We start from the raw sequence: 12,628 nt of genomic DNA on the forward strand, positions 1-12,628 counted from the left end.
CCGATCTGCCCGATAGTGGCTCATTGCAGCACAGGGATGACCTCCCTGCAATCACTCTTACACCGATCACTCGGCAAAATCCTTCGATTCGAAGGCGAGAATCAGAATCGACCAATATTTGGAAGATCAGTTCAAGATTCACCTTCGCTATCCAAGATCTATCCGCAGTTACTCCCCGCCCCCGAACGGACGCACCGGTTCGGGCGGGTTTCGGCCGGACCGTCCCGCGGGAGACTCCCGCACAACGCTCCAGCCCCGGAGGTCGCCATGGGCCCCGACAACCGAACCCCGCCGCCCCGCCCGGTGGTGAAGCGCACCGCGCGGGCGATCCTGCTGGAGCTCGACCCGGACGACCCGTACGGCCCGGCCTCGATCGTGCTGATCCGGCGGGTCCGGCCCGGCGCGCCCCAGCCGTACTGGATCACTCCCGGCGGCGGGGTCGAGCGCGGCGACCGCACCGTGGTCGAGGCGCTGCACCGCGAGGTGGACGAGGAACTCGGCGGCAAGATCGTCGACGTGGTGCCCGCCTTCGTCGACACCATCAGCCACACGCACCATGACGACGGCACCCTGCTCCACCCGCACGGGGTCAAGGTGCAGCACTTCTTCGCCTGCCGGCTCGCCTCGATGGACCTCAGCCGGCGGCACGGCCCCGAGGTGGACGAGCCCAACGGCGAGTACCAGGTGGTCCGGCTGCCGTTCACCCGCGAGGGGGTGACCTCCGTCAACGTCGTCCCGCCCCGGCTGCGGGCGTACCTGGCGGCCAACATCGAGGGCGTCCGCGCGCTGCTCGCCCCGGACCTCGGCTGACCGGCTGAGCCGCCGACCCGCTGACCAGCTGACCCGCCGACCCGCTGGCCACTCCCGATCCCGGCTGATTCTCCCGCCGGGGCCACCCGATCACCCCGCCGCCCGATCACCCCGCCGCCCGATCACCCCGCCGCGAGGTCGCCCACCAGGTCGTGCCGGATCCGCTCGGCCGCCACGCCCGAGCGCAGCAGCACCCCGACGCCCCGGCGGACCATCGCGGGCGGCCCGCTGAGGAACGCCTCCCGCCCGGCCCACGGCCCGAACCGCCCCACCACCTCGGGGAGTTCGCCGGTCAGCGCACCCTCGGCCGGCCCGGTGCCGGAGAGCACCGGCCGCACCGTGAGCCACGGCAGCCGCCGGGCCAACTCGTCCAGCCCGTCCAGCTCGTACAGGTCGGCGGCGCGGCGGGCCCCGTAGAACACGTCGACGGCGCCGACCGGCGTGCCGCGCTCGGCCACCTCCTCGACCAGCGCGCGGATCGGCGCGATGCCGGTACCGCCGCCGAGGCAGAGCAGGTCCGCGCCGGCGACGTGGTCGGCGGTCATCGTGCCGGCCGCCGGGCCCAGCCGCAGGACGTCCCCGGGCGCGGCCCGGTGGACGAGCGCGTTGCTCACCCAGCCCGCCTGGACGGCCTTCACGTGGAAGGTCAGCAGCCCGTCCGGCCGGGGGGCCGAGGCGAACGAGAAGTGCCGCCAGACCCGCGGCCACCAGGGCGTCTCCAGACTGGTGTACTGCCCGGCCCGGTACGGGTACGCCTGGTCCGGCCGGACGGTGATCACCGCGACGTCCCGGGTGCGGCGCTCGTGCCGGACCACCTCGCCCTGCCACCAGGGCGGCGAGGTGCGGGCGGCGTCCTCGGCGGCCTCGATCATGATCGAGGAGACCAGCCGGTAGACCCTGCGCCAGGCCAGCTCGGTCTCGGCGTCCCACCGGCTGCCCGCGTACCTGGCCAGCGCCTGTACCAGGCACTCGCCGACCGGGCCGTAGTGGCCGGTCAGCGTGCCGTACCGGCGGTGGCCGCGACCGAGCGCGCCGAGGTGGACGCGCAGGCCGGCCGGGTCGTCGGCGGCGCGGGCGGCGGCCAGCAGCGCGCGGAACAGGCGGTCCCGCTGGACGTCCATGGCGGCCGGGAAGAGCGCCCGGACCTCGGGGTGGTGCAGGAAGATCAGCGCGTAGAAGTGCGCGGTGGCGCGGTCGGCGACCGGCTCGACGACCGCCAGGCTGGCCCGGATCAGCTCGACGTCCCGTACGGTGAGCGGCTGTTCGACGGGGGAGGCGCTGCGGTCGGGAGCGCTGCGGTCGGGGGCGGGCAGCGGGGCCGACAGTTGGGCCGGACGGCCCTCGGCGGGCTCCTGCACGGCCCAAGCCCTGGTCCAACTGTCGCCGGGGCCCGCCCAGTTGAGGCCGGGAGCGTCGGTGAACAGCGGCCGGAACGCGGGGGCGGCAGACGGCACGGCGGGCGACTCGGCCGGCGGCTCCGGGTAGTTGGGCGCGGGGACGGCCGGCGGCCGCACCGGCGGAGCGGGCACCGCCGGGAGGACGGCTGTCGGCGCCTCGGCCGGGATCTGCGGCGGGAGGTCCGGCGGGTCCAGCGGCATCGGCGGCCGTTCGGGCCCCGCCCCGGCCGCCCTCGCGGCTGTCACCCCGGCCGCCATCCCGGCCGCCGTCACCTCGGCCGTCACGTGCGCCATCGTGTCCGCCGCCGCGTCCGCCGGGAGCTCCGGCAGGCCCGGGACGGAGGCGGCACCCGCCGAGCCGTGCCCGGTGCGGACCAGAAGTGTTCTGCGGGACTTCACCGCAACGTTTCGAGTACCCAAGAGAATCGTTTCGCCTCCGGCCGCCCTGCGCCACCACCTGGCTTGTCTCTGCTGACGCCTAGGCAGCGTGGCACGCCCGAACTGCTCATCCGACAAATCACGCGAAGCCCGGACACCCGGGCCCGGGACGCGCTACTCTCCCTCGATTCGCGCCCCGTCGCCCTGGGTGCGGAGCACGCCACCCAGGGCGACCGAGTCGTGCTCAGAGCTGCCGCAGCAGCGTCCCCGGCCGCTCCACGCAGTCCGCGACGAACCGCAGGAAACCGCCCGCCGTCCCGCCGTCGCAGACCCGGTGGTCGAAGGTGAACGACAGCTGCACGACCTCGCGCACCGCCAACTCCCCCTCGTGCACCCAGGGTTTGGCGACGATCCGGCCGACCCCGAGCATCGCCGCCTCGGGGTGGTTCAGGATCGGGGTGGAGCCGTCCACGCCGAACACCCCGTAGTTGTTCAACGTGAAGGTGCCACCGGTCAGTTCGGCCGGGGTGAGCGAGCCGTCGCGCGCCGCCTCGGTCAACCGGCCCAACTCCTCGCCGAGTTGCTCGGTGGTGCGGGCGTGGGCGTCCCGCACCACCGGGACGACCAGACCTCGCTCGCCCTGCGCGGCGAAGCCCAGGTGCACCGCCGAGTGTCGGATGATGCCCGAACCGTCCTCCGTCATACTGGAGTTGAGCTCCGGGAAACGGGCCAGCGCGACCGTACAGATCCGGGCGAGCAGCGCCAGCACGCTCACCTTCGGGCCCGGGGTGGCATTCAACTGTCGCCGCAGCACCATCAGTTCGGTGGCATCGGTGTCCACCCAGCAGGTCACTGCGGGGATCTCCCGGTGGCTGCGGCTGAGCTTCTCGGCCACCGCCTTGCGCAGCCCGCGCAGCGGGACGACGCCCTCCCGCGCCACCGGCGCCGGAGCCGTCGGCGCCGGAGCCGTCGGTGCCGCCGCCTTCGCCGCGACCGCCCGTTCGACGTCCGCGCGCATGATCAGCCCGTCCGGGCCGCTGCCGGAGAGCGCGGCCAGATCGACCCCCTGTTCCCGGGCCAGCCGCCGCACCAGCGGCGAGATCACCGGCACCACGCCCGGAACGGTCCGCACCACCAGCGCGGGAGCCGGAACAACAACCGGAACAGCAGCAGGAACAGGAGCCGGATCAACAGCAGCAACAACAGCAGGAACAGCAGCCGCACCCCCCACCCGGCGCCGCCGCCCGCCCTTCCCCGGCTCGGCGACCCCGTACCCGACCAGCGGCCGCTCCACCTCCGCCGCCGCCTCGACCAGCATCCCGGCCGCCGCCTCGGCCAGCAGCGAAGCCCCTTCCGCCGGAGCCACCGCGACCGTCACCAGCGGCGCGCCCACGGCGATCTCCTCGCCCTCCTCGCCGTACCGGGCGGTGACCACCCCGCCGTACGGGCAGGGCACCTCCACCACGGCCTTGGCGGTCTCCACCTCCACCACCGGCTGGTCGACCGCGATCACCTCGCCGACCTCGACCAGCCACCGCACCACCTCGGCCCCGGTGAGTCCCTCACCGAGGTCGGGCAGCCGGAACTCGCGCACGACGGGCATCATCCTCGGTCCTCCCACTGCAACCGGGCGACCGCGTCCAGGATCCGGTCCACCCCGGGCAGGTGGTGGTGCTCCAGCATCGGCGGCGGGTACGGGATGTCGAAGCCGGTCACCCGCAGCACGGGCGCGGCCAGGTGGTGGAAGCAGCGCTCGGTGACCCGGGCGGCGATCTCCGCGCCGGTGCCGCCGAAGCCGCTCGCCTCGTGCACCACCACGGCCCGGCCGAGCGAGCGCACCACCCGGCAGACCGTCTCGTCGTCGAACGGCACCAGGGTGCGCAGGTCCAGCACCGCGAGGTCCCAGCCCTCGGCCTTCGCCGTCTCGGCCGCCTCCAGGCAGACCGGCAGCGAGGGCCCGTAGGTGATCAGCACGGCGGAGGTGCCGGGCCGCCGCAGCACGGCCCGGCCGATCGGCTCGACCGGTGCGGCCGGGTCGAACCCGTCCTTGCCCCAGTAGAGCCGCTTGGGCTCCAGGAAGACCACCGGGTCGTCGGAGGCGATCGAGGCCCGCAGCAGCCCGTACGCGTCGGCGACCGTCGCCGGGGTGACCACGTGCAGGCCGGGGGTGGCCGCGTAGTACGCCTCGGAGGCGTCGCTGTGGTGCTCGACCCCGCCGATGCCACCGCCGTACGGGATGCGGACGGTGATCGGCAGCGGGAGCCGACCGGCCGTGCGGTTGCGCATCTTGGCGACGTGCGAGAACAGCTGCTCCAGCGCCGGGTAGGCGAAGGCGTCGAACTGCATCTCGACGACCGGGCGCAGCCCGTACATCGCCATGCCGATCGCGGTGCCGAGGATGCCGGCCTCGGCCAGCGGGGTGTCCAGGCAGCGATCGGGGCCGAACTCGGCGGTCAGCCCGTCGGTGATCCGGAAGACGCCGCCGAGCGCGCCGACGTCCTCGCCGAGCACGTGCACCGCGGGGTCCTCGCGCAGGGCGTCGCGCAGCGCCGCGTTGAGCGCCTGCGCCATGCTCGCCGTACGGGTCGGTGTGGCCGTCTGGTTCATCAGTGCTGCACCTCGGCCTCGGCGGCCAGCTCGGCGGACAACTGGGCGGCCTGTTCCCGCAGTTGCGGGGTCGGCTCGGCGAAGACATGGGTGAACAGCGCCATCGGGTCCAGCTCGGGGTCGGCGTGGAACTCGGCCCGCATCCGGGCCGCCAGCGCCTCCGCCTCGTCGGCCGCCGACTGCACCAGCGCGTCGTCCAGGACGCCGAGTTCGCGCAGCGAGCGGTCCATCAGCAGGATCGGGTCGTACTCCCGCCAGGCGGCCACCTCCGGGTCGGTGCGGTAACGGGTGGCGTCGTCGGCGTTGGTGTGCGCCTCGACCCGGTAGGTGAGCGCCTCGACCAGGGTCGGGCCGCCGCCGGTCCTGGCCCGCTCGACCGCCTCGGTCAGGACGCCGTGCACGGCGGGCGCGTCGTTGCCGTCCACCAGCCGGCCCGGCATGCCGTAGCCGACGGCCTTGTGGGCGAGGGTGGGCGCGGCGGACTGCGCGCTGAGCGGGACGGATATCGCGTAGCCGTTGTTCTGCACCAGGAAGACCACCGGCGCCTGGAGCACCGCGGCGAAGTTCAGCGCCTCGTGGAAGTCGCCCTCGCTGGTGCCGCCGTCGCCGAGCATGGCCAGCGCGACCACCGGCTCGCCGGCCAGCCGGGCGGCGTGCGCCAGCCCGACCGCGTGCGGGGCCTGGGTGGCGAGCGGGGTGCAGAGCGGGGCGGTGCGGGTGGCGCGCGGGTCGTAGCCGGTGTGGGCGGTGCCGCGCAGCAGGGTCAGCGCCTCCAACGGGTCGACGCCCCGGGAGACCACCGCGAGGGTGTCGCGGTAGCTGGGGAACAGCCAGTCGGCCTCGCCGAGCACCAGCGCGGCGGCGACCTGGCAGGCCTCCTGGCCGGTGGACGCCGGGTAGACGGCCAGCCGGCCCTGCTTGGTCAGGGTGGTGGCCTGCTGGTTGAAGCGGCGGCCGACCACCAGGCGGCGGTACAGCTCGCGCAGCAGTGCGGGGTCGTACTTCTCCAGCGCGGGGGTGCCGAGCACCCGGACCGGTGAGGCGTCCGGGAGCAGGGGGGCCGGGTCGGTCCGCGGGGCGGTGGCCCCGGGGGTCCAGCCGGGCACCGCCGTGTGGTGTCTGTGGTCGAGAACGGTCATCTCGGGGCACCTCCTGGGGTGGCGGGGGCTCCCTACCGATTGTTCGGTCGTCTGTTCATCTTGACCAGAAGCGTGACAAGGTGGTGGACATTCGGCCTGAGCGGCGGTCGACTGGTGGCAGTGCGTCCAATCGGCGAGGGTGGGGGGTCATGTCGGCTGAACAGATGTCCAGACTCGACCGGGTCGACCGTTCGATCCTGCGGCTGCTGCAGCAGGACGGCCGCGCCTCGATCCGCTCGGTGGCCGAGCGGGTGCACGTGTCCCGGGCGAACGCCTACGCCCGGATATCCAGGATGGTCGAGGACGGCATCATTCGCGGCTTCACCGCCCGCGTCGACCACGAACGGGCAGGTCAGGGCGCGTCCGCGTACATCACCCTGAAGATCGTCCAGAACTCCTGGCGCACGGTCCGGGAGCAGCTGCTGGAGCTCCCCGGGGTCGCCCACATCGCCCTGGTCGGCGGAGACTTCGACGTCCTGCTGCTGGTGCACACCGCGGACAACCACGCGCTGCGGGAGCTGGTGCTGGGCAGCATCCAGTCCATCCCCCAGGTGCTCGGCACCCGGACCATGCTGATCTTCGAGGAGACCGACCAGGTCCCCCCGGACTGACCAGGTCCCCCGGACCGACCGGCAGGCCCCGGCCACCGGCCGGCGGCGGCTACCGCGCGCGCAGCCCGTCGAAGGCCAGGTGGACGACCGCGTCCGCGAGGCCGTCGGTGCCCTTGAGGCCCGGCCGGTACCACTCCACGATCGAGTTGATCATCCCGAACAGCAGCCGGGTGGCCAGCCGCGGCTCGACGTCCGCGCGCAGCGCACCGTCCGCGACCGCCGCCCGCAGCAGCTCGGCGACCTGGTGGTCGAACTCCCGGCGCCGCTCCAGCGCCCACTGCTCGGTGACCGTGTTCCCGCGCACCCGCAGCAGCAGCGTCACGTACGGCAGTTCCGCGAGCAGCACCTCGGCGGTGCGGCGCACCACGTGCTCCAGCCGCTCCACCGCCGGGCCCCGCACCGCCGCCGGCTCGGCCAGGATCGCGAACAGCCCGTCCAGCGCCCGCCCGACGGCCAGCCGCAGCAGCTCCTCCTTGCCCCGGACGTGGTGGTAGATGGACGACTTGGAGATCCCGGCCGCCCGGGACAGGTCCTCCATCGAGGTGCCGTCGTAGCCGCGCTCGTTGAACACGTCGACGGTCACCGCGAGCAGTGACTCCACGGTGTAGGCGGTACGCGTGCTGTGATCGGCCATCCTCCGAGTATCCCCGGCCGCCCCGCGCCGTACGCGATCGGGTCCGGTCGGGTCCGGTCGGGTCCGCGGCAGCGCACTGGTCCACACCAGGCCCCGATGCGCAGGCCCTAGACTCGGCGGACGATCGTCCACGTCCAGCAGGGTGGGGTCCAGTCCGAATGAACGCAATACCGGCCGTCGCCTCCGACGTGCCCGAGCAGCGCAGCGATGATCCGGAGGGCGTGCCCGGCGGCGGCTGGCGGGAAGGCGCCCGCGCCCTGGTGGTCCGGTTCGGGCCGGCGGTGTGGTGCTACGCGGTGCTGAAACTGATCGGCTTCACCGTCTTCATGAAGCTGCTCTCCTTCTCCGGGGACTACCTCAAGAAGCCGGCCCGGTTCGGCGGCGGCGCCAACCCCTGGGACGTGCTGGCCACCTGGGACGGCTGGTGGTACCAGCAGGTGGCCCAGTTCGGCTACCACCCGGCGCTGGTCACGATCCCCAACGGCCCGGTCGGCTTCTCCGTCGAGCAGAACTCCGCCGCGTTCTTCCCGCTCTACCCGGGCCTGATGCGGATGACCTCGGACGTCACCGGCCTCGGCCTGTACGGCGCCGGGATGCTGGTGTCGGTGGTGGCCTCGCTGTTCGCCGCCGCCGGGATCTACGCCGTGGTGGACCGGATGGCCGGCCCCAGGGCGGGCGTGATCGCGGCCGGGATCTGGGCGATCGCCCCGGGCTCGGGCGCCGAGTGGGCGGTCTACTCGGACTCCACCTTCGTCGCACTGGCCGCCTGGGCCTGCTACTGCGTGATGACCAAGCAGTGGGTCGCCGCCGGGGTGATCACCCTGGTCACCGGGCTCAACCGGCCGACCGCCGCGGCGCTGATAGGCGCGGTCGGCCTGGCCGCGCTGGTGGAGCTGTACCGGCGCGAGAGCGGCGTCCTGCGCCCGCTGACCGCGATGCTGCTGGCCCCGGTCGGCCTGCTCGGCTACGTGGCCTGGGTGGGCTGGCGGATGGGCGAGTGGGGCGGCTACTTCCGGCTCCAGCACGACGCCTGGCTGCACTACTTCGACTGGGGCCAGGGCACCTGGCACGCGATCCGCGGCGTGCTGCTCGGCCGCAACGACTACCCGTTCGCGTTCCCGGTGCCGGACCTCTTCGCCACCCTGATCGTGCTCACCCTGCCGGTGCTGATCGTGCTGCTGATCCGGCTGCGCCCGCCGCTGGTGCTGACCGCCTACACGCTGGCCACGATCGTCTCGGTGCTGGGGAGCCTCGGCATCTTCGGCAACGTCTCGCGCTACCTGCTGCCGGCGTTCCCGCTGCTGATCGCGCTCGCGGTGGCGATGCGCAAGCTCAGCTGGCCGGTGCTGGCCGCGGTGCTGGGTTTCGGCGCGGTCGCCTCCGGCTGGTACGCGGGGTACGTCATCTTCGAGCTGGGCGTGCCGTAGACCCTGCCCCGCACCGGCCCCCGGGGGCGCGTCCGCCACGGACGCGCCCCCGCGCGCTTTCCGGCCACCGCCCCGCGCGTCTTCCCGGATTCCGTCCCCTGCACCCTCTTGAGCCGACCGATCGTTCGGTTACCCTGTGACGTGTCCCGTCCTCCCTCCTGAGGAGCGCACAGATGTCCGCAGCGGTCACCCACCCCCTCGTCGGCGAGCTGGTCGAGCGCCACCAGGCCACCCTGGACGCCGCCCTCGACGCCGCCGCCAAGCGCGACTACTGGTCGCCCTACCCCGAGTTCCCGAAGGCGTACGGCGAGAGCGGCCCGGCGGACGGCAAGGCCGCCTTCGACGCCCTGCTCGGCCAGCCGTTCACCCTCGACGGCCACCCCGCCGACGGCGACCTGGTCGGCGGCGAGGCCTCCCCGTACGGCATCGAGCTGGGCATCGGCTACCCGCACGCCGAGCCGGACGCGCTGATCGCCGCGCTGAGCGCCGCCCGGCCCGGCTGGGCCGCCGCCACCCCGATGGAGCGCGCCGCCGTCTGCCTGGAGATCCTGCACCGGATCAACGCCCGCTCCCACGAGTTCGGCCAGGCCGTCATGCACACCACCGGCCAGGCCTACGGCATGGCCTTCCAGGCCGGCGGCCCGCACGCCCAGGACCGCGGCCTGGAGGCGGTCACCTACGCCTACGCCGAGCAGACCCGGCTGCCCCGCCGGGCCGGCTGGACCAAGCCCCAGGGCAAGCGCGAACCGCTGGTGATGACCAAGGAGTTCACCGTCGTCCCGCGCGGCCTCGCGCTGCTGGTCGGCTGCAACACCTTCCCCACCTGGAACGGCTACCCCGGCCTGTTCGCCTCGCTGGCCACCGGCAACCCGGTGCTGGTCAAGCCGCACCCGCGCGCCGTGCTGCCGCTCGCGCTGACCGTCCGGACCGCCCGCGAGGTGCTCGCCGAGGCCGGCTACGACCCCAACCTGGTCTGCCTGGCCGTCGAGCACGAGGGCGGCACCGTCGCCCAGACCCTCGCCGTCCGCCCCGAGATCCGGCTGATCGACTACACCGGCTCCACCGCCTTCGGCGACTGGCTGGAGGAGCACGCCAAGCAGGCCGAGGTGTACACCGAGAAGGCCGGCGTCAACGCGGTCGTCATCGACTCCACCGACGACTACAAGGGCATGCTCGGCAACCTGGCCTTCGCCCTCTCGCTCTACAGCGGCCAGATGTGCACCACCCCGCAGAACCTGCTGATCCCGCGCGGCGGCATCGCCACCGACCAGGGCGACAAGTCCTACGACCAGGTCGTCGCCGACCTCGCCGCCGCCATCGACGGCCTGCTCTCCGACGACGCCCGCGCCGCCGCCATCCTCGGCGCCGTGGTCAACCCGGGCGTGCTGCAGCGCTCGGCCGCCGCGGCCGGCGGCGAGTACGGCGAGCTCGCCCTCGCCCCGCGCGCGGTGACCTCGCCGGACTTCCCCGGCGCGACCGTCCGCACCCCCGCGCTGGTCAAGCTGGACGCCGACAAGCCGGACGACCGCGCGGTCTTCCGCACCGAGTGCTTCGGCCCGGTCTCCTTCGCCGTCGCCGTCGAGTCCACCCCCGCCGCCGTCGAGCTGCTGCGCACCACGGTCCGCGACAAGGGCGCCATGACGGCCTCCGGCTACACCACCTCGCCCGAGGTGGAGGGCCTGCTGGTGGCGGCCGCGCTCGACGCCGGCGTCTCGCTCTCGCTCAACCTGACCGGCGGCGTCTACCCCAACCAGACCGCCGCCTTCTCCGACCTGCACGGCACCGGCGCCAACCCGGCCGCCAACTCGGCCTACTGCGACGGCGCGTTCGTCGCCAACCGGTTCCGCACCGTGGAGGTCCGCCGGCACGGCTGAGCGCCGTCCCGGCCCCGTCCGATCCGCTCCGGGCCCCGGCGGTCACCCACCGCCGGGGCCCGGCGGTTCACAGCTCCCCGCGGGCCCGGGATGATGGAGTCTGGGAGAACGCCGGACACGGCGTCCAACCGCCCTCCGAACACCGGGAGCTGACACATGACCGCGAAGCCGACGACCGCCACCGACATCCTGATCGTCGGTGCCGGACCGACCGGACTGCTACTGGCCGGCGACCTCGCCGCGGCCGGGGTCGGCGTCACCGTCCTGGAGAAGCGCGGCGCCGAGTCCAACCTGACCCGGGCCTTCGCCGTGCACGCCCGCACTCTGGAGCTCCTGGACGCCCGCGGCCTCGCTGACGACCTCATCGCCACCGGCCGCCCGGTCACCGGCCTGAGGATGTTCGACCGCTTCGGCATCGACCTGAGCTCGCTGCCCACCCGCTTCCCGTTCGTCCTGATCACGCCGCAGTACCACGTCGAACGGCTGCTCCAGGACCGCGCCGAGCAGGCCGGCGCGACCATCCTGCGCGGCGCCGAGGTCACCGCCCTGCGCCAGGACGCCGAGGGCATCACCCTGGAGACCCGCGACGGGAACGCCTTCACCGCCCGGTACGCGGTCGGCACCGACGGCGTCCGCTCCACCGTGCGCGACCTGCTCGGCATCCCGTTCCCCGGCGAGTCCGTGGTCGACTCCGTGATGCTCGCCGACGTCCGGCTGGAGCGCGAGCCCGCCGACACCATCACCGTCGGCGCCAACGAGACCGGCTTCTCCTTCCTCGCCCCCTTCGGCGACGGCTGGTACCGGCTGATCGCCTGGGACCGCAAGGAGCGGCAGCCTGACGGCACCACCCCCTCGCCGGAGCGCCTCGCCGCCATCGCCCGGACCACCCTCGGCGAGGACTACGGCCTGCACGACGTCCGCTGGAGCTCCACCTTCCACAGCGACGAGCGCCAGGCCCCCAACTACCGCTCCGGCCGGGTCTTCCTGGCCGGCGACGCCGCGCACTGTCACTCCCCGGCCGGCGGCCAGGGCATGAACACCGGCCTCCAGGACGCCGCCAACCTGTCCTGGAAGCTCGCCGCCGCCCTCCAGGGCCACGCCACCGACGCCCTGCTCGACACCTACCAGGGCGAACGGCACCCGGTCGGCCGGACGGTGCTGCGCACCTCCGGCGCGCTGATCCGGCTCGCCCTCGCCGAGTCCGCCCCCACCCGCGCCCTGCGCGGGGCGCTCACCACGCTCGGCGGCCACCTCGACCCGGTCACCGAGCGCGGCGCCCGGATGGTCTCCGGCATCGACATCTCCTACCCGGCCCCGAAGGACGCCCACCCGCAGGTCGGCAAGCGCGTCCCGGACCTGCGGCTGACGGCGCTGCGCAAGCCCGTCGAGGGCGCCCCGGCCGCCCCCGAGCGGCTCTACGAGGCGCTGCGCGAGGGGAAGTTCGTCCTGGTCAGCAACGACGAACTGGCCGCCGCCGAACCCTGGGCGGACCGCATGGTCACCGCCGCCCCGGCCGACCCGCACGGCAAGCTGCGCGACACCGTCCTGCTGATCCGCCCGGACGGCTACGCCGCCTGGGGCGCCGTCGACCCCGGTCAGGGCGAGCTCCGCACCGCCCTGACCGCCTGGCTCGGCACCCCCTGACCCCCGCCGGGCGCAGATCGTGGACGAGGTCTACCTGCCGCTGATCCGGCGCCGCGGGCCGTCGGACGTCTGAACGGACACGGCCCTGGAGCGGCGCCCAGCGGGAC

The 12,628-nt window shown here is 73.8% G+C and carries 10 protein-coding genes; 5 read left to right on the forward strand and 5 right to left on the reverse strand.

What is annotated here, in order from left to right:
* Positions 1 to 267: 267 nt before the first annotated feature.
* Complete coding sequence (locus tag AB0O82_RS08845; protein ID WP_363581602.1) at positions 268 to 810, forward strand: NUDIX domain-containing protein; 543 nt, start codon at positions 268 to 270, stop codon at positions 808 to 810.
* 122 nt (positions 811 to 932) lie between these two features.
* Here AB0O82_RS08845 and AB0O82_RS08850 read toward each other — a convergent pair whose 3' ends face one another.
* The 4 genes from AB0O82_RS08850 to pdhA all read right to left on the reverse strand — a co-directional run bounded on the left by AB0O82_RS08850 (position 933) and on the right by pdhA (position 6,331).
* Complete coding sequence (locus tag AB0O82_RS08850; protein ID WP_363581604.1) at positions 933 to 2,606, reverse strand: globin domain-containing protein; 1,674 nt, start codon at positions 2,604 to 2,606, stop codon at positions 933 to 935.
* A 223-nt stretch (positions 2,607 to 2,829) separates the two neighbouring features.
* The gene (locus AB0O82_RS08855) at positions 2,830 to 4,188 is read right to left on the reverse strand and encodes a dihydrolipoamide acetyltransferase family protein (RefSeq protein ID WP_363581627.1); all 1,359 of its coding nucleotides are present in this window, start codon (positions 4,186 to 4,188) and stop codon (positions 2,830 to 2,832) included.
* Positions 4,188 to 5,192 carry an alpha-ketoacid dehydrogenase subunit beta gene (locus AB0O82_RS08860; protein WP_350876812.1) on the reverse strand — a complete coding sequence of 335 codons (1,005 nt, stop codon included), beginning with the start codon at positions 5,190 to 5,192 and terminating at the stop codon, positions 4,188 to 4,190. Before AB0O82_RS08860 ends, AB0O82_RS08855 begins: the two co-directional genes overlap by 1 nt.
* On the reverse strand, positions 5,192 to 6,331 hold the full coding sequence (pdhA, locus tag AB0O82_RS08865; protein WP_063348428.1) for a pyruvate dehydrogenase (acetyl-transferring) E1 component subunit alpha: 1,140 nt from the start codon (positions 6,329 to 6,331) through the stop codon (positions 5,192 to 5,194). Before pdhA ends, AB0O82_RS08860 begins: the two co-directional genes overlap by 1 nt.
* A gap of 164 nt (positions 6,332 to 6,495) precedes the next feature.
* Between pdhA and AB0O82_RS08870 the strand changes: the two genes are divergently transcribed.
* Positions 6,496 to 6,942, forward strand: a complete 447-nt coding sequence (locus tag AB0O82_RS08870; RefSeq protein ID WP_363581606.1) for an Lrp/AsnC family transcriptional regulator — start codon at positions 6,496 to 6,498, stop codon at positions 6,940 to 6,942.
* A gap of 49 nt (positions 6,943 to 6,991) precedes the next feature.
* On the opposite strand, the gene AB0O82_RS08875 is transcribed toward AB0O82_RS08870, so the two are convergent.
* Positions 6,992 to 7,576: a TetR/AcrR family transcriptional regulator gene (locus AB0O82_RS08875; protein ID WP_363581608.1), complete on the reverse strand. Its 585-nt coding sequence runs from the start codon at positions 7,574 to 7,576 to the stop codon at positions 6,992 to 6,994.
* A 158-nt stretch (positions 7,577 to 7,734) separates the two neighbouring features.
* Here AB0O82_RS08875 and AB0O82_RS08880 point away from each other — a divergent pair, with 158 nt between their 5' ends.
* From AB0O82_RS08880 to AB0O82_RS08890, 3 genes are all read left to right on the forward strand, one after another.
* Positions 7,735 to 9,003 carry a hypothetical protein gene (locus AB0O82_RS08880; RefSeq protein WP_363581610.1) on the forward strand — a complete coding sequence of 423 codons (1,269 nt, stop codon included), beginning with the start codon at positions 7,735 to 7,737 and terminating at the stop codon, positions 9,001 to 9,003.
* A gap of 173 nt (positions 9,004 to 9,176) precedes the next feature.
* Complete coding sequence (gene paaN / locus AB0O82_RS08885; protein ID WP_363581612.1) at positions 9,177 to 10,877, forward strand: phenylacetic acid degradation protein PaaN; 1,701 nt, start codon at positions 9,177 to 9,179, stop codon at positions 10,875 to 10,877.
* 156 nt (positions 10,878 to 11,033) lie between these two features.
* Positions 11,034 to 12,521, forward strand: a complete 1,488-nt coding sequence (locus AB0O82_RS08890; protein ID WP_363581614.1) for an FAD-dependent monooxygenase — start codon at positions 11,034 to 11,036, stop codon at positions 12,519 to 12,521.
* Positions 12,522 to 12,628: the final 107 nt, after the last annotated feature.

This window comes from Kitasatospora sp. NPDC088264, from assembly GCF_040685715.1.
Lineage (GTDB): Bacteria > Actinomycetota > Actinomycetes > Streptomycetales > Streptomycetaceae > Kitasatospora.